Source organism: Jatrophihabitans sp. (genome assembly GCF_035474675.1).
Classification (GTDB): domain Bacteria; phylum Actinomycetota; class Actinomycetes; order Mycobacteriales; family Jatrophihabitantaceae; genus Jatrophihabitans_A.
Window position 1 is genome coordinate 13,777 of sequence record NZ_DATINC010000063.1, and the last position, 22,655, is coordinate 36,431.

3 protein-coding genes are annotated in these 22,655 nt (G+C 74.2%); all 3 read left to right on the forward strand.

The annotated features are described in order from the left end of the window. Positions 1-47 precede the first annotated feature (47 nt). From VLJ82_RS07615 to VLJ82_RS07625, 3 genes are read left to right on the forward strand one after another with little or no spacing between them, the layout of a single operon-like run. Positions 48-9,089, forward strand: coding sequence for an amino acid adenylation domain-containing protein (locus VLJ82_RS07615; RefSeq protein ID WP_408662734.1), 9,042 nt, complete (start codon positions 48-50; stop codon positions 9,087-9,089). Then, positions 9,086-13,201 carry an amino acid adenylation domain-containing protein gene (locus VLJ82_RS07620; RefSeq protein WP_408662735.1) on the forward strand — a complete coding sequence of 1,372 codons (4,116 nt, stop codon included), beginning with the start codon at positions 9,086-9,088 and terminating at the stop codon, positions 13,199-13,201. The genes VLJ82_RS07615 and VLJ82_RS07620 overlap by 4 nt, the downstream gene beginning before the upstream one ends. Then, entirely contained in the window at positions 13,198-22,644 is a 9,447-nt protein-coding gene (locus VLJ82_RS07625) for an amino acid adenylation domain-containing protein (RefSeq protein WP_408662736.1), read from the forward strand. Before VLJ82_RS07620 ends, VLJ82_RS07625 begins: the two co-directional genes overlap by 4 nt. Positions 22,645-22,655 lie beyond the last annotated feature (11 nt).

Sequence of the window (22,655 nt, forward strand, 5' to 3'; positions counted from 1 at the left end):
TGGCGAAGTAACGGCAATAATGATGACCCGGAGAGGGGAGTTCGGTCTTGCACGCACGTCAGCAGTTCCGCACCTTTCTCCACCTCCTCGCAGACCAGGTCGAGGCCCGCCCGGACGCGGTCGCGGTGGAAGCCGGGACCGAGCAGCTGAGCTACGCCGAGCTCGACAGCCGCGCCGGCCGGCTCGCCGGCCACCTGCGCGGCCTGGGCGTCCGGCCCGACACCCTGGTGGCGATCAGCCTGCCGCGCGGCCTCGACCTGATCGTCGCCCTGGTCGCGGTGCTCAAGGCCGGCGGCGGCTACCTGCCGCTGGACCCGGGCTATCCGGCCGCCCGGCTGAGCTACCTGCTCGCCGACAGCAGCCCCGCGCTGCTGCTGACCGACACCGCCACCCTGACCACCCTCGGTCCCGCCGTGCCGGACGGCACCGCCGTGCTGCGGCTGGACGCCGACGCCTGGGCCGGTGCACCGGCCGGCGGCCTCGACCCCGACGAGCTGGACGGCCGGCAACTGGCCTATGCCATCTACACCTCCGGCTCCACCGGGCAGCCCAAGGCGGTACTGGTCGAGCACGATCAGCTCGCGGCCGTCGCCGAGGCCTGGGCCCGGACGCTGGACCTGACGCCGGGGCTGGCGCACCTGCAGCTGGCCGGCTTCTCCTTCGACGTGTTCACCGCCGACGTGGTGCGCGCGCTCGGCTTCGGTGGCCGGCTGGTGCTCTGCCCGCCGGAGCTGCTACTCGACGGCGCCGGGCTGTTCGCGCTGCTGCGGCGGGCCGGGATCGGCTTCGCCGACTTCGTGCCGGCGGTGCTCGACGGGCTGCTGGACCACTGGGCCGACGCCGGCACCGGCCTTCCGGAGCTGCGCACCGTGGTCTGTGGCTCGGACGCCTGGAGCGTGGCCGGCGCCGCCCGGCTGCGCCGGCTGTGCGGGCCGGACGTGGCGATCGTGCACGCCTACGGCGTCACCGAGGCCTGTATCGACTCCACCCACTACCGCCTCCCCACCTCCGTGGCTGAGATCGAGGCGCTCGGCACGCTGCCGATCGGCCGGCCGCTGCCCGGTGTGCGCAGCTACCTGCTCGACCCCGCCGGCGAACCGGTGACCGGCGGCGCGGTGGGTGAGCTCTACCTCGGCGGCGCCGGGGTCGCGCGCGGTTATCTCGGGCGCGACGAGCTGACCGCCGAGCGCTTCCTGGCCGACCCGTTCGTCCCCGGCGGCCGGATGTACCGGACCGGCGACCTGGGCCGGTGGCTGCCCGACGGCGAGCTGGAGTTCCTGGGCCGCACCGATCACCAGGTCAAGGTGCGGGGCTTGCGGATCGAGCTGGGCGAGATCGAGGCCCGGCTGGCCGCCTGTCCCGGGGTGCGGGAGGCGGTGGTGGTGCCGCGCGAGGTCGGCGGCAGCCGGCAGCTGGTCGGCTACTACCGCACCGACTCGGCCGATCCGTCCGGCCGGCCGACCCCGGACCAGGCCCGGGCGTGGCTGGCCGAGGCGCTGCCCGGGCACCTGGTGCCGGCTGCCTGCATGCGGCTGGCCCGCTGGCCGCTGACCCCGAACGGCAAGATCGACCGGCAGGCGCTGCCGGCGCCGGACGCCACCGCCTACGCCCGGGCGGCCGGCGAGCAGGCGCCGTCCGGGCCGGTGGAGACCGCGCTGGCAGCGATCTTCGCCGACCTGCTCGGTATCGAGGGGGTCGGCCGGCACGACGACTTCTTCGCCCTCGGCGGGCATTCGCTGCTGGCGGCCCGGGTGGCGTCCCGGATCGGCCGGCAGTTCGGCGTGCAGCTGCCGGCCACCGCGGTGTTCCAGTCCCCGACCGTGGCGGCGCTCGCCGAGCGGGTGACCGGGCAGCCGGCCGACTCCGGGGGTGCCAGTGACGTGCTGCCGCCGCTGCCGCACGCCGACCGGGATCAGCCGTTGCCGGCCTCGTTCGCCCAGCAGCGGCTGTGGTTCCTGGCCCAGCTGGAAGGCGGCAGCGCGGCCTACCACATTCCCGAAGCGTTCAGCCTGGACGGACCGCTGGACCGGGCGGCGCTGGCCGGCGCGCTGGACGCGCTCGTTACCCGGCACGAGGCGCTGCGTACCCGGCTGGTCAGCGTGGCCGGCCAGCCGGTGCAGCAGATCGACCCGCCCGGCACCGGCTTCGCACTGACCACCGACGACCTGACCGGCAGCGCCGACCCGGCGGCGGAGCTGGCCGCGCTGCGGCAGCGGGAGGCTGCCGAGCCGTTCGACCTGGCCCGCGGGCCGCTGGCCCGGGGGCGGCTGGTGGTGCTCGGCGAAGACCGGCACGTCCTGCTGCTCACCCTGCACCACGTGCTGGCCGACGGCTGGTCGATGGACGTCCTGGCCCGCGAGCTCGGGGTGCTCTACGCCGCCCGGCGGCAGGGCGAGCAGGACCCGCTGCCGCCGCTGGCGGTGCAGTACGCCGACTACGCCGCCTGGCAGCGCGACTGGCTGTCCGGCCCCGCCGCCGACCGCCAGCGGGAGTTCTGGGCCGAGACGCTGGCCGGCGCGCCGGCGCTGCTGGAGCTGCCCACCGACGCGCCCCGGCCGGCCGAGCAGGACTACCGCGGCGGCCAGCTGGCGGTGGAGCTCGACGCCGAGCTGACCGCCGCGCTGCACGAGCTGAGCCGGCAGTCCGGCTGCACCCTGTTCATGACGGTGCTGGCCGGCTGGGCGCTGGTGCTCAGCCGGCTGTCCGGGCAGGCCGAGGTGGTGATCGGCAGTCCCACCGCCAACCGTCGCCGGCCCGAGCTGGACGGCCTGGTCGGGTTCTTCGTCAACACCCTGCCGCTGCGGATCGACCTGGCCGGCGGGCCGACCGGCACCGAGCTGCTGGACCGGGTGCGGGCGGTGACGCTGGCCGCGCTCGAGCACCAGGACCTGCCGTTCGAGCAGGTGGTGGAACTGGTCAACCCGGTCCGCAGCCTCGCGCACGCCCCGGTGTTCCAGATGCTGTTCGCCTGGCAGAACACCGAGAACGCCGAGCTGGAGCTGCCCGGCGTCGAGGTGCGGCCGCTGCCGCCGCACGGCTCGGTGGCCAAGTTCGACCTGACCCTCTCGCTCGGCGAAGTCAGCGGGCCCGACGGCAGCCGGGTCGCCGGCACGCTGGAGTACGCCGGCGCGCTGTTCCGGCCGGAGTCCGCCGCCCGGATCGCCGGCTACCTGCGGCAGGCGCTGGCCGAGCTGGCCGCGCACCCCGGCCGGCCGGCCGAGACGCTGGCCCTGGTGGACGCCGCCGAGCGCCGGCGGCTGGTCTCGACCTGGAACGACACCGCCACCCCGGTCGAGCACAGCATCGGCGAGCTGTTCGCAGCCCAGGTCAGGGCCCGGCCAGACGCGGTCGCGGTCGAGTGCGGCGACCAGCAGCTGAGCTACGCCGAGCTGGACAGCCGCGCCAACCAGCTCGCCCACCACCTGCGGAGCTTGGGTGTCCGGCCCGACACCCGGGTGGCGATCAGCCTGCCCCGCACCCTGGACCTGGTCACCGCCCTGGTCGCGGTGCTCAAGGCCGGCGGCGCCTACCTGCCGCTGGACCCCGGCTACCCCGCCGCCCGGCTGAACTACCTGCTGCACGAGGCGAAACCCGCCCTGCTGCTCACCGACAGCGCCACCCTGGCCACCCTCGACCCCGCCCTGCCGGACGGTACCCGGGTGCTGCGGCTGGACGCCGACACCGCTGACTGGGCCGGCGCGCCGACCAACGACCCGGACGTTTCCCGGTTGCCCGACCAGCTGGCCTACCTGCTCTACACCTCCGGCTCCACCGGCACGCCCAAGGGAGTGGCCCAGACCTGGCGCAGCGCGGACAACATGGTGCAGTGGCAGCTGCGCAAGGCCACCGCCGCCAGCCGGCCGGCGGCCCGGGTGCTGCAGTTCGCCTCGATCAGCTTCGACGTGTCCTTCCAGGAGGTGTGGAGCACCCTGTGCTCCGGCGCCACCCTGGTGCTGCTGCCCGGCGGCAGCCATCAGGAACTGGACCGGCTGGACCGCTTCCTCGCCGAGCGGGATGTCCAGCGCGCCTTCCTGCCGGTCGCGGTGCTGCAGCAGGTGGCGAGCATTGCCGACACGAGCCTGCCCGGGCCGCCGTCCGGCTGCGAGATCGTCACCGCCGGCGAGGCGCTGCAGATCAGCGCCGACCTCACCTCCTGGCTGCGCCGGCTGGGCGGCGCCCGGCTGTACAACCAGTACGGCCCCACCGAGACCCATGTGGCCAGCCAGCAGACGCTGGAGATCGCCGATGCGGACGGCTGGTCGCCGCTGCCGCCGATCGGGACCGTCATCGACAACACCCGGCTGTACGTGCTGGACACCCGGTTGCAGCCGGTGCCGGTCGGCGTGGTCGGCGAGCTCTACATTGCCGGCGAGAGCCTGGCCCGCGGCTACCTGGACCGGCCGGGGCTGACCTCGGAACGGTTCGTGCCCGACCTGTTCGGGCCGGCCGGCAGCCGGATGTACCGCACCGGCGACCTGGTCCGCCGGCGTCCGGACGGCAGCCTGGACTACGCCGGCCGGGCCGACGGCCAGGTGAAGGTGCGCGGTTTCCGGGTGGAGCTCGGCGAGGTGGAGACCGCGCTGCTGGCCGTCCCCGGAGTGCGCGAGGCCGCCGTGCTGCTGCGCGAGGACGACCCGGGCGACAAGCACCTGGTCGGCTACGTGGTGGGGTCGAGCACTGTCGAGGCGGTCCGGGAGCAGTTGAGGCAGCGGCTGCCCGAGCACCTGGTGCCGACCCGCTGGGTGCGGCTGGACCGGCTGCCGCTGACCGTGAACGGCAAGCTGGACCGCCGGGCGCTGCCGGCACCGGAGCCGGACGGGGCAACCGGTTACCAGGCTCCGCGCACCCCGACCGAGGCGAAGCTGGCCGCCATCTGGGCCGAGGTGCTGCACCGCGGCCAGGTCGGCGCCGCCGACGACTTCTTCGCCCTGGGCGGGCACTCGCTGCTGGCCACCCGGCTGGTCGCCGCTGTCAACCAGCAGATGACAGCACAGCTATCACTGCGCACCCTGTTCCGGCACCCGGTGCTGTCCGACCTGGCCGCCCAGCTGGACGGCGCCGAGGGAGCGGACGAGTCGGCACCGCCCGCCCTGGTGCCCGACCCCGCCAACCGGTACCAGCCGTTCGGGCTGACCGACCTGCAGCAGGCGTACTGGGTGGGGCGGGACGCCACCATCTCCCTCGGCGGGGTCGGCGCGCACGGCTACGAGGAGATCCGGCTGGCCGAGTTCGACGCCGACCGGTTCGACCGGGCGTTGAACCGGCTGATCGAGCGGCACGACATGCTGCGCGCGGTGTTCTCTCCCGACGGCACCCAGCGGGTGCTGCCCGAGGTGCCGGCGTATCAGATGCCCCGCCACGACCTGCGCGGCCTGGAACCGGCCGAGGCCGAGCGCCGGCTGGCCGGGATCCGCGACCGGATGTCACACGAGCTGCTCGACGCCGGCCGCTGGCCGCTGTTCGAGTTCGCGGTGACGCTGCTCGACGGCGAGACCCGGCTGCACATGAGCACCGACGCGCTGATCCTGGACGCCGCCAGCACCGACCTGCTGGAGCGCGAGCTGGTGCAGCTCTACCTGGAGCCGGACACCGAGCTGCCGCCGCTGCGGGTGACCTTCCGAGACTGCGTGCTGGCCGAGCAGGCGCTGCGCCGGACGCCGCGCTACGAACGGGCCCGCCGGTACTGGCAGCAGCGGGCCGCGGACCTGGCCGGCGCGCCGGAGCTGCCGCTGGCCCGCCAGCCCGAGACCGTCCGGCGGCCGCACTTCACCCGCTACGAGCGGACGCTCGCTCCCGAGCAGTGGGCGACCCTGAAGGCGATGGCCGGCCGGCACCGGGTGACCGCCTCGACGCTGCTGCTGACCGCCTTCGCCCAAGTGCTGGCGCTGTGGAGCCGGCAGCCGCGGTTCAGCCTGAGCCTGCCGCTGTTCAACCGGCCGCCGCTGCATCCGGACATCAACTCGGTGCTCGGCGACTTCACCTCGCTGGTGCTGCTGGAGCTGGAGGTGGACCCGGGCGTTGCGTTCGCCGAGCAGGCCCGCCGGGTGCAGGACCGGCTGTGGCAGGACATGGACCACTCGGCGATGAGCGGGGTGCTGGTGGCCCGCGAGGTGTCCAAGGCCCGCGGCACCCAGCCCGGCGCCATGCCGGTGGTGTTCAACAGCACCGTCGGGCAGGCCGACGAGTTCGGCCAGTTCACCGAGGGCGACCTGGCGCGGGCGCTCGGCGGCGCCACGGTGCACAGCATCACCCAGACCCCGCAGGTGTGGATCGACCACACCGTCTTCGAGGTACAGGGCGGCCTGCGGTTCAACTGGGACAGCATCGACGAGCTGTTCGGCGAGGGCATGGTGGCCGAGATGTTCGCCGCCTACTGCCAGCTGCTGGACCGGCTGGCCGACCCCGCCGCCTGGCAGGGCGGGCCGGACGCGCTGCTGCCGCAAGCCCGGCTCTCGGCACCGCCGCCGGCGGCTCTCGCCGAACCGACCGGACTGCCTTTGTTGCACGAGCTGTTCTCCCGGCGCGCCGAACAGCAGCCGGACGCGGTGGCGGTGCTGGCGCCGGGCCGGCAGCTGAGCTACCGCGAGCTGGACTGCCACGCCCGGCAGCTGGCCGGCCGGTTGCAGGCCGCCGGGGTGCTGCCCGGCGACCTGGTCGCGGTCAGCATGGAACGCGGCTGGCAGCAGGTCAGCGCCACCCTGGCAGTGCTGTACGCCGCGGCGGCCTACGTCCCGATCGACCCGGCGCTGCCGGCGGAGCGGATCGCGCACCTGCTGGAGCGCACCGAGGCCCGGCTGATGCTTATCCAGCCCGGCGGCGGCAGCGCGCTGCCGGCCGGGGCGGCCCGGCTGGTGGTCGACGAGGCCAGCTGTGGCGCCGGTGGACCGGCCTGGCAGCCGGTGCCGCGGGAGGGCACCGACCTCGCCTACCTGATCTTCACCTCGGGGTCGACCGGCACCCCGAAGGGCGTGATGATCTCCCACCGGGCGGCGGTGAACACGCTGCTCGACATCAACTCCCGCTACGCCCTCGGGCCCGCCGACCGGGTGCTGGCGCTGTCGTCGCTGAGCTTCGACCTGTCGGTGTTCGATCTCTTCGGCGCCCTGGCGGCCGGTGCCGCGGTGGTGATCCTGGCCCCGGAGCTGGCCGGCGACCCGGCGCACTGGCTGGAGCTGGCGCACGCCCACCGGGTCAGCATCTGGAACTCGGTGCCGACCCTGCTGGCCATGCTGGTGGAGTACGCCGAGGGCGGCCGGCCGCTGCCGGCGTCGCTGCGGCTGGCGATGCTGTCCGGCGACTGGATCCCGCTGAGCCTGCCGGACCGGTTCCGCCGGCTGCTGCCGGGCGCGCAGGTGCACAGCCTGGGCGGTGCCACCGAGGCCGCGATCTGGTCGATCTCGTACCCGATCGGCAAGGTCGAGGAGGGCTGGCGCAGCATTCCGTACGGCACGGCGCTGGCCAACCAGTACTTCCACGTCCTGGACGACGCGCTGCGGCCCCGGCCGACCTGGGTGCCCGGCCAGCTCTACATCGGCGGCCTGGGCCTGGCCCGCGGGTACTGGCGGGATCCCGAACGCACCGCCGCCAGCTTCATTACCCACCCCGTCACCGGGGAGCGGCTCTATCGCACCGGCGACCTCGGCCGCTGGTTGCCGGACGGCACCATCGAGTTCCTCGGCCGCGAGGACGGCCAGGTCAAGGTGCACGGCTACCGGGTGGAGCTGGGCGAGATCGAGGCGGCGCTGGAGTCGCATCCGTTGGTGCAGGCCGCGGCGGTACGGGTCTGGGGGCAGGCGCACGGCGACAAGCGGCTGGCCGGCTACGTAGTGGCCGCGTCCGGGGCGGGCTCGTCCGGCAGCAGTCTGACTGCCGAGGAGCTGGCCCGGCACCTGGCCGCCAAGCTGCCGGCCTACATGGTGCCGGCCACCTTCACTTTCCTGGACGCGCTGCCGCTGTCGGCCAACGGCAAGGTGGACCGCGGCCGGCTGGCCGAACCGGGACCGGCCGGCGCCCCGGCCGCCGACGAGGCGGAGCTCCGCTCGCCCGCCGAGTCCCGGCTGGTGGCGATCGTCGAGACGGTGCTGGACCGGCCGGGCATCGCCGCCGGGGCCAACCTGCTGCAGCTGGGCGCCACCTCGATCGACGTGGTCCGGATCGCCAATGCGCTGTCCAGCGAGCTGGGCTTCCGCCCGCAGCTGGCCCAGCTAATGCGCACGCCCACCCTGACCAACCTGATCGGCATGTACCGCCAGCACTCCCAGCCGGCGGCGGTTGCCGAACCAGCGCCGGCGGTTCCGGCTGCCACGACCGCCGATGCCGGGGTGGTGGAGGACCCGCAGGCCCGCCAGGAGTTCAAGGCCGCCGGGCTCGGCCTGCGCCGGGTCGGCAGCGACTCGCCCACCGTGGCGCTCGCCGCCCCGGCCGACCCGGCCTTCGGCCGGCACTACGCCCGGCTGCGCTCGGTGCGCCAGTTCGACCCCGAGCCGATGCCGCTGGCCGCGCTGTCCGGGCTGCTGGCCTGGCTCTCGCAGCGCGAGCTGGACGGTCGTCCGAAGTACCTCTACGGCTCGGCCGGCAGCAGCTACCCGGTGCAGACCTACCTCTACCTCAAGCCCGGCCGGGTGGCCGGAGTGCCCGGCGGGGCCTACTACTACGACCCGAGCGGGCACCGGCTGGCCGCGCTCGGCACCGGACGCACGCTCAGCCCGGACGCCTACGACTACTTCGTCAACCGTCCGGTCTTCGAAGCGGCCGCGTTCGCGCTGTTCCTGGTCGCCGACCTCGCCGCCATCGAACCGCTCTACGGCTCCGACAGCCTCGGCTTCTGCCAGGTGGAGGCCGGCGCGATGGCACAGCTGCTCACCATGGCCGCGCCGGAGCAGGGGGTGGGGCTGTGCGGCATCGGATCGGTGGAGCGGGACGAGCTGGACCCGCTGCTGGAGCTGGGCCCGAGCCACCGGCTGATCTACTCGATGGTGGGCGGCCTGCGGCCCGGCGTGGAACCAGCCAGCCGAACCGAGGAGCCGGCCGGACTGCGGCTGACCGAGATCGAGCTGGACGGCGTCGAGATGGAACAGATCGAGCTATGAGCACCGCCGGAAACGCCGCCGGCAGCGCTCAGGCGCTGCTCGAACTGTTCTCCCGCCATGCCGTCGGTCTGGAGGTGCGCGAGGGCAAGCTGAAGTGCACCGCGCCGCGCGGCTTCCTCACCCCGGACCGGCTGGCCGAGCTGCAGCGCCACAAGGACGAGCTGATCGCCATCCTGACCGCCGGTGCCCCGGCCGTCCCGACCCCGGGCAGCGACCGGATCCCACGCCGGCCGGCCAACGGCGTGCCGCTGCCGCTGTCGTCCTCGCAGCGCCAGCTCTGGTACCTCGACCAGCTCTCGCCCGGCAACCCGTTCTACAACAACCCGGCCGCGTTCGCGTTCTCCGGCGACCTGGACGTCCCGGCGCTGCGCCGCGCAGTGGAGGAGGTGGTGCGCCGGCACGAGTCGCTGCGCACCGTGTTCGGGCTGCACGACGGCGAGCCGTGCCAGCTGGTGCAACCTCCCGGCCCGGTGCCGATGCCGCTGGTCGACCTGTCCGGCCTGCCCGACGCTGAGCGGGCGGAGCGCACTGACGAGCTGATCAAGGCCGACGCCCAGGCGCCATTCGACCTGACCACCGGGCCATTGCTGCGCACCAGCCTGCTCAAGCTGGGCGAGGCTGAGTACCGCTGGCTGGTCAACGTGCACCACATCGTCGCCGACGGCTGGTCGACCGGCATCCTGGTGGACGAGGTGGGCCGGCTCTACACCGCCTACACCGCCGGCCGGCCGTCCCCGCTGCCGGAGCTGGCCGTCCAGTACCCGGACTACGCGCTGTGGCAGCGCAACCAGGCCGCCGGCAACTCGCTGGAGTACTGGACGGCCGAGCTGGCCGGTGCGCCCACCCTGCTGCCGCTACCCACCGACCGGCCGCGGCCGGCCACCCAGCGCTTCCGCGGCGAGCGGCTGTCGGTGACGGCCGGCGCGGACACCCTGCGCGGGCTGCAGGCCGCCAGCCAGGCCGGCGACGCAACGCTGTTCATGACGCTGACCGCCAGCCTGTCGGTGCTGCTGTGGCGCTACAGCGGCACCGACGACATCTGCGTCGGGACGCCGTTCGCCAACCGCAACTCCACCGAGCTCGAGGACCTGATCGGCCACTTCATCAACACCGTGGTGATCCGCACCCGGGTGGCCGGCGAGCAGTCCTTCGCCGAGCTGCTGTGCGCGGTCCGCCAGACGGTGCTGGCCGCCTACGAGCACGCCGACCAGCCGTTCGAACAGCTGGTCGAGGCGCTGCACCCGGAGCGGCACGCCAGCTACTCCCCGCTCTTCCAGGTGATGCTGGTGCTGCAGAACATGCCGTTGGGCGAGCTGGAGCTGCCGGGACTGGCGCTGCGGCCGCTGGAGACCAGCACCGGCGCGGCCCGGTTCGACCTGTCGGTGGAGGTCACCGAGCGCGCCGGCGAGCTGGAGCTGGGCTTCGAATACGACAGCGACCTGTTCGACGCGGCCACCGTGGCCCGGATGGCGCGGCACTACGTCCGGCTGCTGGAGCAGGTGGCGGCCGACCCGGGCCAGCCAGTCGGCGGGCTCCAGCTGCTGTCCGCGGCCGAGCGCGACTCCGAGATCTACGCCCACAACGCCACCGGGCTGCCCGCCGCGGGGGCCGCGAACCTGGCGGAACGGTTCCGGGCCGCCGCCGCCCGCCACCCGGACCGGGCCGCGGTGTCGGATGGCACTACGCAGCTGGACTACGCAGTCCTGCTGCGGCGGGTGGACCGGCTGGCGGCGGCGCTGATCGCCCGCGGCGTCCGGCCCGACCAGCTGGTGGGGCTGCACGTTGGACGGTCGATCGAGCTCGCGGTCGGCATCCTGGCCGTCCTGCGGGCGGGTGCCGGCTACCTGCCGCTGGACCCGTCGCTGCCGGCCGACCGGCTGGCCGGCATGGTCGCCGACGCCCGGCCGGCGCTGGTGCTGACCGACGGGCCGGCGCCGCTGGGCTGGCTCCAGCTGACCGAGGTCGAGGCCGAAGGGCAGGCGGCTCCGCCGGACGTTGCGATCCGGCCCGCCAACCTGGCCTACACCATCTACACCTCAGGCTCCACCGGACGTCCCAAGGGAGTGGCGGTCAGCCACGCCAGCATCGCCAACCTTCTCGACCACTGGCTGGCACGGATGGGGCCACTGGACGGCGCCCGGGCCGCGCTGTGGTCCAGCATCGGCTTCGACGTCTCGGTGCAGGAGATCCTGCTGCCGCTGACCACCGGCGGCACCCTGTACCTGGTGCCCGAGGAGGTGCGGGTCGACCCGGACGCGCTGATGGGCTGGCTGCGCGAGCACCGGATCACCCAGGCCTACCTGCCCCCGGCGTACCTGCACTGGATCGACGAGGCGCCCGCCGAGCGGCTGGCGGGCCTGGCGCTGCGGCAGCTGCTGGTCGGGGTGGAACCGCTGCCCGAGCTGGCGCTGCACCGGATGACCGAGGAGCTGCCCGGCCTGCGGATCCTCAACGGCTACGGGCCCACCGAGACCTCGGTCTACAGCACCGCCTACTCCGAGCTGCGGCCGCTGGCCCGGCAGTGCCCGATCGGGCGGCCGCTGGCCAATACCCGCGTCTACCTGCTGGACGAACGGCTGCAGCCGGTGCCGGTCGGGGTGGCCGGCGAGATGTACATCGGCGGCGCTGGGGTGGCCCGCGGCTACCTGGGCCGGCCCGGACAGACCGCCGAGCGGTTCGTACCCGATCCGTTCGTGCCCGGCGAGCGGATGTACCGCACCGGCGACTTGGCCCGCCGGCTGCCGGACGGCACCCTCAGCTACGCCGGCCGGCGCGACCACCAGGTCAAGCTGCGCGGTTTCCGGGTCGAGCTCGGCGAGATCGAGGCGGTGCTGCGCGAGCAGCCCGGGGTACGCGAGGCGGCCGTGCTGCTGGACGCGCAGGGCGGCGAGCCGCGGCTGGTGGCCGCGGTGGCGTGCGGCACGTCGCCGGCCCACCAGCCGGCCGAGTGGCGGGAGGCGCTGTCCCGGCAGCTGCCCGGCTACATGATCCCGGCGGTGTTCCTGGAGCTGCCGGAGCTGCCGATGACCGCCAACGGCAAGCTGGACCGGGCGGCGCTGCTGGCCCAGGCCCGGGCGGACGGCCCGCTGCAGGTCAACCAGGCCAGCCCCCGCGACCACGTCGAGCTGGCGCTGTACCGGATCTGGGAACGGCTGCTGCTGCAGCGCGACATCGGCATCCGGGACAGCTTCTTCGATGTCGGCGGCAGCTCCATCTCGGCCATCAAGCTGGCGCACGCCATCGCCGAGGAGTTCGGGCAGCGGCTGCCGATCGCCGAGATCGTGGCGCACCCGAGCATCGAGGCGCTGGCCGCCCGGCTGCGCAGTGGCGCCGACGGGCCGCCGGGGAACCTGATCGAGTTCCGGCCCGGCCGGTCGGACGGTGCCAGCGGCCACCGGCGGTTGGTATGCGTGCACCCGGCAGGCGGCACCGCGTTCTGCTACCTGTCGCTGGCCAAGGTGCTGCCCGACAGCTACGGCGTCTACGGCATCCAGTCGCCGGGCGTGAACCCGGGCGAGAGCCTGCTGCCCACCGTGGAGGCGATGGCCGAGTCCTACCTGAAGCTGATCGAGCCGATGCTGGACGGCGGCCCGGTGGTGCTGACGGGCCTGTCCTACGGCGGCTCGGTGGCCTACGAGATGGGACGCCGGCTGGCCCTGGCCGGCTACCCACCGGTCAGCGTGCTGCTGCTGGACACCCAGGGCACCGACGACCCGGCCGAGCGGGCCGAGATCGAACCGGTGGACCTGGCCGAGTTCCGGGACAAGCTGATCAGGTTCAACGGCATGTACCCGGGGATCGAGGACGCCCAGATCGAGCAGTACTTCCGGGTCTACAACAACAACCGGCTCACCATGCGCGACTACCTCACCCCGCCGTCGCCGGCCCGGCTGGTGCTGCTGCAGGCGGTGGCCAACCGGGATCCGGCCGACGTGGCGGAGGCGCTGGAGTTCTGGACCCGCCGGGCCGGCGTACCCACCGGGCTGACGGTGGAGGTGGTCGAGTGCGACCACTGGGAGATCCTGGAGACCGACGAGGTACGCGGGGTGGCCGCGCTGATCGAGGCCGAGTTCGACGCGCTGACGGCCGAACCGGCGGGGCAGCTGTCATGACCTTAGGACCACTGGCCGCGGGGGTGCTGGCCCAGGCCGGCCGCACCCCGGACGCGATTGCGGTCGTCGACGGCAACCGGCAGCTGGACTACGCCGGGCTGACCGCCGCCAGTGCCGCGCTCGCCGAGGGGCTGCGCCGGCACGGCATCGGCCCGGGCGACGCGGTAGCGGTGTGCCTGCCCCGCTCGGCCGAGCTGGTGTGCGCGATGCTCGGCATCCTGCGGGCCGGCGCCACCGTGGTGCCGCTGGACGCCCAGAGCCCGCCCGAGCGCCGCCGGCACATCCTGACCGACGCCGGCTGCGCAGCCGTGATCACCGGCGACGGCGGGCTGGCCGGGTTGCCGGGCCAGGTGCGCCCACTGCCGGTGGCCGGCCTGCTGGCCACCGAACCCGTCGAAAACCCCCCGCTCGCCGAACCCATCGAAAGGGATGCGACTGCGGACCGGCCGGCGATCGCGTTCGTGTTCTACACCTCCGGCACCACCGGGCGTCCCAAGGGCGTCGAGGTGCCCGACGCCGGCATCCTGCGGCTGGCCCGGCCGAGCTACCTGCGGTTGGCCGAGGCCAGGCGGTTCGGGTGCCTGTCCAACCCGGCGTTCGACGCGATCAGCTTCGAGGTGTGGGTGCCGCTGCTGACCGGTGGCTGCTGCGTGATCCTGGACGAGGCCACCGTCGCGGCGCCGGACCGGCTGGCCGAGGCGCTGCAGGACAGCCGCGTCGACACCATGTTCATCACCGTGGCGCTGTTCAACACGGTGGTCGACCAGGTGCCGCACTGCTTCACCGGCGTCCGGCAGCTGCTGGTGGGCGGCGACCAGCTCAATGCCGCGCTGATCCGGCGCTGGTACCGCGACAACCCGGACGCCGCCACCCAGCTGTACAACGGCTACGGGCCGACCGAAACCGCGACGTTCGCGCTCAGCTACCCGATCCCGCGCGACTTCGACGCCGACCTGGTGCCGATCGGGACGCCGCTGCCCGGTACCGAGGCGGTGCTGCTCACCGAGGATGGCCGACCCGCGGGCGATGGCGAGACCGCCGAGCTGCTCATAGGTGGCGAGGCGGTGGCGGCCGGCTACCGCAACCTGCCGGCCGAGACCAAGCAGCGTTTCGTCCGGCTGCCCGAGCTGGACGGCGGCCGCTACTACCGCACCGGCGACCTGGTGCGCCGCACCGGCGGCCTGGTCAGCTACCTCGGCCGCACCGACCGGCAGGTCAAGGTCCGCGGTTTCCGGATCGAGCCGGGTGAGCTGGAACGGCAGCTGACCAAGCATCCGGCGATCAGCCAGGCCTACGTCTGCACCCGCCGCACCGGCACGGCCACCGAGCTGCTGGCCTACCTGGTGCCGGCCGGCCCGCTGGACTACGCCGACTACGAGCGGCACCTGGCGGCCACCCTGCCGTCCTACATGCGCCCGCACCAGGCCTACCTGCTCGACGCGTTGCCGCTGACCCCGAACGGCAAGGTCGACCAGGACGCGCTGCTCGGCCGGGACGACCCGCCGTGGCGCGGGAATGCCGGGTCCGAGACTGAATCTTCCAAGACGTCCGGCTGGCAGCACGAGGTGCTGGAGCTGGCCGCCGACGTGCTGGGAGTGGCGGGGCTGCGACCGTCGGACAGCTGGATCGCTGCCGGCGGCGACTCGCTCAAGGCGTTGCGGCTGCGCTACCAGGCCCGCCAGCGGTGGGGCAGTGAGCTGTCCGCCGGGTTGGTGCTGACCTCGACCCTGGGCGAGCTTGCCGAGGCGATCGCCGCCGGCCGCGACTCCGGCGATTCGCCCTACCCGGTGCCGGCCGCGCCGTCGGGTGCCCGGTCGGCGCCGGCCACCTCCGAGCAGCAGCGGCTCTGGCTGCTGCAGCAGCAGGATCCGGAGTCAGTGGCCTACAACGTCGGGCTGGCCTTCCGGCTGACCGGCACCCTCCAGCTGCCGGCGCTGCGGCAGGCGCTGCGCGAGCTGGTGGTGCGCTACCCGGCGCTGCGCACCGGCTTCGTCCCGGCGGCCGAGGGCCTGCGCCAGAAGGTGGGCGAGCCGTACGACCCGTGGTTCGAGCCGGTGGGCAACGGCGACTGGCGGGCGGTGGCCGAGCGGGCGCTCGCCGAGCCGTTCGACCTTGCCGAGCCACGGATGCTGCAGGCCTGCTGGCTGGCCGACGAGCAGGCCGACGAGCAGGCCGGCGACCGGACCGGCAGCGGGGTGCTGCTGCTGCGGCTGCACCACATCGCGGTGGACGGCTGGTCGGTCACCCTGCTGCTGCAGGCGCTGTCGGACTCCTACGCCGCCGCGCTGGCCGGCACCGAGCCGAACAGGTCGGCAGAAAACCGCACCCCCCTCGGCTATGCCGACGGGCCAGCGGCCAACCGCACGCCGCTGGACTATGCCGCCTGGCAGGCCGACTGGTTCGGCCAGCCCGCCTACGCCACCCAGCGCGCCGAGCTGCGGGAGCACTACGCCGGGCTGGAGCCGGTCTCGGCGCCGCTGATCCCGGCCGCCGGAACCGAGTCGTCCGGCCGGCTGCTGCACACCCGGCTGACCGGAGACCAGCGGGCCGCGCTGGATCGGATCGGCGCCGAGCTGGGACTGACCCGGTTCCAGCTGCTGCTGGGCGTGTTCGCCTGCGGCGTGTACGGGGTGACCGGCCGGGACCGGCCGCTGATCGCCAGCCCGGTGGCCAACCGCCCGGTGGCCGGATTCGAAGCCAGCGTCGGGATGTTCGCCAACACCGTGCTGCTGCCGCTGCGGCTGGACCCGGCCGAGGAGCTGCGCGCGCAACTGGGCCGGCACGGCCGGGCGAGCAAGGCGGTGCTGGACCGGCAGGAGGTGGCGCTGGCCGACGTGCTGGCCGACCACCGGTTCGCCGAGGCCCAGCTGACCGGGCCGCTGTTCGACTTCCTGTTCGTGTTGGAGAACACCGACTACTCGACTCTCGCGCTGCCCGGCTGCACCAGCCGCCCGGAGTGGCTGACGCCGGCCGGAGCGAAGTGCGCGCTGACCCTGACCGTGGTCGAGTCCGGTGAGGCGCTGGACTGCCTGTGGGAGTACGCCGCGGACTACCTCGACGAGCCGGCCGTCGCCGCCCTGGCCGCGCTGTTCGACCAGGGCCTGGCCTGGCTGGTCGAGGGCCGGACCGCCACCCTGGCCGAGCTGGTGGCCGGTTACCGCGCGGGACTGGCCGAACCCGGCCGCGGGCCGGCCGCGACGCTGGACTACGCCACGGTGGCCGAGGGATTCGCCCGCCAGGTGCGAAGCTCGCCGGACGCCCCGGCGCTGCGGTCCGGCGGCCGGACGGTCAGCTACGCCCAGCTGGACGGCTACGCCGGGGCGCTGGCCGCGGAGCTGCTGGCCAACTACCCGGTGCCCGCCGACGGCCGGCCGTGCTGCGTGGCGCTGCACCTGGAGGCCTCGGTCGAGCACGTGGTGGCGCTGCTCGCGCTGGCCCGGCTGAACCTGACCATCGTGCCGCTGGACCCGGAGTACCCGCCGGCGCAGCTGCAGCACATCCTGGGCCAGATCAACCCGCTGTGCGTCCTGCTGCCGCCGGACTCCCGGGCCACCGTCGACACCGGCAGCCTGCCCCGGCACCCGGTGCGGCTGCGCACCCCAGCCACGCCGGTGCCGGTCGAACCGGCACCGGACGGCACCATCCGCCGGCCCCTCTACACCCTGTTCACCTCCGGCTCCACCGGCACGCCCAAGGGAGTGCAGGTCTCCGACCGGCTGCTGTGCAACCTGCTGCAGTGGCAGCGCACCGACGGCGGGCTGGCGCCGGACGCGGTGACCCAGCAGTTCTCCATGCTGTCCTTCGACGTCTCGTTCCAGGAGATCTTCTCCACCCTGTGCGGCGGCGGCTGCCTGCACCTGGTGCAGCCCGGCTGGCGGCAGGACGCGCCCGCGCTGCTGGAGCAGCTCGACTCGGCCGGCATCGAGCGGATCTTCATGCCGTACGTGGCGCTGCACCTGCTCGCCGAGCACGCCGTGCTGCTGGGCCGCTTCCCGCGCAAGCTGCGCGAGGTGATCACCGCCGGCGAGCAGCTGCTGTGCACCCAGGCGATCCGGGACTGGTTCGCAGGGCTGCCCGGCGCGCGGCTGTTCAACCACTACGGCCCGACCGAGACTCACGTGGTCAGCGCGCTGTGCCTGGACGGCGACCCGGCCGGCTGGCCGCTGCATCCGGCGATCGGCGAGCCGGTGGCCAACACCTGGCTGCGGGTGGTCGACGCCGCCGACCAGCCGGTGCCGCCGGACTGCCCGGGCCAGCTGCTGATCGGCGGCCCGCTGGTGGCGCCGTGCTACCTCGACGACCCCGACCTCAACCAGGCCCGGTTCGTCGAGCTGGCTGAGCCGTCCGGACTGCCCGAAGCGGGCTGGTTCTTCCGGACCGGCGACCAGGCCCGCTTCGACCGGCAGGGCCTGCTGCACTTCCTCGGCCGGGACGACTCCCAGGTCAAGGTGAGCGGCCACCGGCTGGAGCTCGGCGAAGTAGAGGCGGCGCTGCTGCGGCATCCGGCGATCACCGGTGCGGTGGTGGTCCGCGACGGCAACCAGCTGGTGGCCTGCCTGCAGTGCCGGGGGACCACCCCGACGCTGACCGAGCTGACCGAGCACCTGGCGCCGCTGCTGCCGGCCTACGTCCGGATCGGTCGGTTCCGCCGGCTGGCCGAGCTGCCTCGGACGGCCAGCGGCAAGCTGGACCGGCGCCGGATGCTCATCGCTCCCGGCGAGGAGATCCGGCCGCACGGCGCCGGTGCCGGGGTGACCGCCCGGGAGGCGCAGCTGGCCGAGCTGTTCGAAGCGGTGGTCGGCACCCCGATCGAGGTCGACCAGCGGTTCTTCGACGCCGGCGCCTCCAGCCTCGGGCTGATGCGCCTGCACCTGCGGCTGACCGCCGAGCTGAGGGCGTCGCTGACGATCGCGGACCTGTTCGAACACGTCACCATCCGCCGGCTGGCCCGGTTCCTAGACGGCCCAGCCGGGCCAACCGGAGTCACCGCTCAGCTTCGTCAACCGTCTGATACGCCATCAGACAACATCAGCCGAACGATGGACGAGCCGATCGCGGTGATCGGCATGGCGGTCCGGCTGCCCGGCGCGGACGACCTGGCCGGGTTCTGGGACCTGGTGCGCACCGGCCGGCGCGGCATCGAGCACTTCGACGCCGCCGACGGCACCGAGGGTTGGGTCGGCGCCCGCAGCCAGCTGGCCGGGCTGCTGGCCTTCGACCCCGGCCATTTCGGCATCAGCCGCCAGGAGGCCCGGCTGATGGACCCGCAGCAGCGGCACCTGCTGATGTGCGCGGTCCAGGCGCTGGCCCACGCCGGCATCGCACGACCGGACGAGCTACCGGCCCGGCGGGTCGGCCTGGTGGCCAGCTGCGGGGAGAACACCTACTTCCAGTCGATGCTGCGCGAGGCGGACCCGGCGCAGCTGCCGGACAGCTTCCAGCTGGCGTTGCACTCCGACAAGGACTTCCTGGCCACCAAGGTGGCCTACCACCTGGGGCTGACCGGGCCGGCGCTCACCGTCCAGTCCGCCTGCTCCAGCTCGCTGGTCGGGGTGCACCTGGCCGCCGGCATGCTGCGCCAGGGCGACAGCGAGGTGATGCTGGTCGGTGGCGTGCTGGTCGACCCGCTGCTGAGCGGGGGCTACCGGTACCGGCCGCAGCACATCTTCTCCCCCGACGGCCACTGCCGGCCGTTCTCCGATGACGCCGGCGGCACCATCGGCGGCAGCGGGGTGGGCGTGGTGGTGCTCAAGCCGCTGCGGCTGGCCCGGGCCGACGGCGACACCGTCTACTCGGTGGTCACCGGCTCGGCGATCAACAACGACGGCTCGGCCAAGCTCAGCTACGGCGCCCCGGCGCTGGCCGGCCAACGCGAGGTGATCCGGGCGGCGCTGCGGCGCAGCGGGCGCGGCAGCGACGAGCTGGGCTACGTCGAGGCGCACGGCACCGGCACCCGGCTGGGCGACCCGGTCGAGGTCGGCGCGCTGCGCCAGGCCTACGACCTGACCAGTTCCGCGCGGTGCGCGCTGGCCTCGGTGAAGAGCCAGATCGGCCACCTGGGCGCGGCGGCCGGCGTGGTGGGGCTGATCCGCGCCACCTTCGCGGTGCACCATGGCCTGATCCCGCCGAACGTCGACTTCGCCCGGCTCAACCCGGAACTCGGCCCGGACCCGGCGCCGTTCTACATCCCGACCGAGGCGCGGCCGTGGCCGGCCGGCCGGCCGCGGGTGGCCGCGGTGAGCAGCTTCGGGATCGGCGGCACCAACAGCCACCTGGTGCTGGAGGCGCCCGAGCTGTCGAGCGTCGCTGTGCGGAATAGCGAGCAGTCGCCCCGGCGACCGGTGGATATTCCGCACCTGACAGCGGCTGGGTCCGAACCCGTTTCGCTGCTGATGCTGTCGTCCAGCAGCGCCGGGGCGTTGCGCGCCGACGCCGAACGGATCGCCGACTACCTCGCCGAGCATCCGGACCGCTACCCGCAGGTGCTGCGCCACCTGCAGGCCGGTCGCCCGGCGTACCGGTGGCGGATGGCGGCGTACTGCCCGGACCCGGCCGCCGCGGTGAGCTGGCTCTCCTCGGCCGCCGCGGTGCTGATCCCGGCCGGCACCGACGACGAGCTGGACGGCAGCCAGCCGGCTGGTGGCAGCACGGCGCCGGACCGGATCACCGCGCTGGCGGCGGCCTGGCTCGGTGGCAGCGCGATCCGCTGGCCGGCCGGGCCCGCCCAACCGCCGTGGGACTTCCCGCCGCCGTCCTTCGAGCTGGCCGACTACGACCTCCCCCGGCACGCACCGGACGTCCCGGCCGTCGAGCGGCTGGCGGCCGACCGCTGGCTGCACCAGCCGCACTGGGCCCGGTGGCGCCGGGCCGGCGCCGCCCGCGCCGTCCGGACGTCCCGGCTGCTGGTGGTGTTGACCGCCGAGCCGTTGCCGCCGGACGCGGTGCGGCCGTGGTCGGCAAGCCACGCCCGGGTGGTCCGGGTCAGCGCCGGACCGGCCTTCGCCGCACTGGGTGAGGATGCCTACCAGGTCGACCCGGCCGACCCGGCGTCGCTGGCGCGGTTGCTGCGCGAGCTCACCCCCACCGGCGGCATTGACTGGGTGCATGCGCTGCCGCTGGCGGTGACCGGTCCGGTCGGCGCGGGCTCGGTGGATCAAGCCCGCTGGGCGTGCCTGGACACGCCGGCCGCGTTGCTGCAGGCGCTGGCTGAGCAGCCGGTTGCCGGCCTGCGGATCTGGTGGCTGTCCGGTCAGGCGCAACCGGTGGACGGGGCCGTCGGCCGTCCGGAGGCCGGCCTGCTGGCCGGCATCTGCGAGGTGGGGCCGCAGGAGCAGGCGGTGGCCGGCTGCTGGCTGGACCTGCCCGATGCGGACCTGGCCGGCTGGGCGGCGCCGCTGGCCGGCCTGCTTTCGGCCGCCGGCGCGGTGCCGCGCCGGCTGGCGCTCCGGCAGGGCTACTGGTGGCAGCAGGCGGTGCTGCCGGTGGCCGAGGCCGAGCCGGCTCCCGCCGAACAGCCGGCCGGTGGCCTGATGGTCGACGGCGGCAGCTACCTGGTGCTGGGCGGCACCGGCGGCATCGGCAGCAGCATCGCCAGCTGGCTGCTCGCCCAGGCCGGCTGCCGGTTGCTGCTGCTGGCCCGCGAGCCGAAGCTGCCGCCGGCGCTGGCGCAGTGGGCCGATCGGATCGAGCTGGTGCCGGCCGACCTGGCGAGCGAGCCGGTGCAAGCGGTGCTGGACCGGCTGGCCGGCCGGCTGTCCCGGCTGGACGGCGTGGTGCACGCCGCCGGCGCCGCGGCCGGGTCGCTGATCGCCCGCCGGGATCCGGCCGCGATGCGGCAGGCGGGCGCGGCCAAGCTGACCGGCTGCCTGCTGGTCGAGGGCCTGATCCAGCGTTACCAGCCAGCCTTCGCCGCCTACTGCTCCTCGATGTCGGCGCTGTTCGGCGGCATCGGCCAGCTGGACTATGCCGCCGGCAACGGCATGCTGGACGGCTTCGCCTGCTACCGGGGCCAGCCGGCCGAGACCACCGTCCGGCTGGGCATCGACTGGGACGTCTGGGCCGAGGTCGGCATGGCACAGGCAGCTCAGCAGGCGTTGCGCGACGACGCCCGGCACCAGGCCCACCTGGCCGTCGGACTGTCGGTGGCCGAGGGGCAGCGGGTGTTCGCCCAGGCGCTGGAGCTGCAGCTGCCGCGGCTGCTGGTCAGCACCACCGACCTGGAGCAGGCCGGCAGCTTCTACGCGCCACCGGCCGACGACGCCTCCCGGCACCCCGACGCGCACCGGAACGCCGACGCGCACCGGCACGCCGAGGCGTCCCGGCACATCCCGGAACTCCCCGGTCCGGTCGGTTCGGTGGCCGAGCAGCTGGCGGACTGCCTGTGCCGGTGGCTGGGCGTCGACGAGCTGGACCCGGCCGCGTCGCTGTACGACCTGGGCGCCGATTCCCTCGTCCTGCTCGACCTGATCGGCGAGATCAAGCAGCGGTTCGGCGTCGACATCGAGCTGGCCCGGCTGAGCCACCGGGCGAGCCTGGCCGAGGTGCTGGCCCAGTACCAGGCAATCACTGGCACCACCTCAGTGGCCGAGCCGGCGCCAGCCCACCCGTCGGCCGACCAGGCCGAACAAGCCGCACCCGCCGACCAAGCCAACCACCCCGAACACCCGGCCGGCGCCGAGCTGGTACGCCTGGACGTCTGGCAGCACGGCACCGGCTCGGACCTGCTCTGCCTGGTCCATCCGGTCGGCGGTGACATCCAGGCCTACCGGTCGCTGGTGTCGCTGCTGGACCCGGGCCTGACGGTCTGCCTGATCGCCGACCCGGCGCTGTACCGGCCGGAGCTGCCGCCCTGGTCGCTGGCCGACCGGGCGCGGCACTACGCCGAGGCGCTGCACGCCCGGTTCCCGCGCGCGGAGTGGCGGTGGCGGCTGGCCGGCTGGTCCTTCGGTGCCTGGGTGGCGCTGGCGATGGCCGCCGAGGGCGAGGCGGCCGGCCAGCCGGTGGCCGGGCTCTACCTGCTCGACCCGCCGCCGCCGGGCAGCGGGCCGGCCCTGCAGTCCTACGACGAGGAGCAGCTGCGGACGGTGTTCGAACTGGAACTCGACCAGAACCAGCAGAACGGCCAGCGTCCGGGCAACGACGAGGCGGCCGCCTACGCCGAGCGGCTGGTCCGCTGCTGCCGGGCCAACCTGGCCAGCATGGTCGGCTACCAGCTGCCGGGCCTGACCGAGACACCGGCCGAGCTGTGGCTGGCCGGCCGGCCGGTGCCGGGGCTGCCCCAGCACGGCTCGCCGGACGAGCGGCAGCAGCTGTGGCAGGCGCTGCTGCCGGGGCTGGCCGGTTGCCACCTGATCGACACCACTCACGACGGCATCGTCCGGCTGCCGGCGGTGCGCGACATCGCCTCGGTGGTCAACGCCGCCTCGCGTCCGGTGTTCTCCTAAGAGCTGAGCAG

What these genes read in the sequence shown, in the direction of transcription:
- VLJ82_RS07620 (WP_408662735.1), top strand. Translation starts at nt 9,086, where the DNA reads ATGAGCACCGCCGGAAACGCCGCCGGCAGCGCTCAGGCGCTGCTCGAA.
- VLJ82_RS07625 (WP_408662736.1), top strand. Translation starts at nt 13,198, where the DNA reads ATGACCTTAGGACCACTGGCCGCGGGGGTGCTGGCCCAGGCCGGCCGC.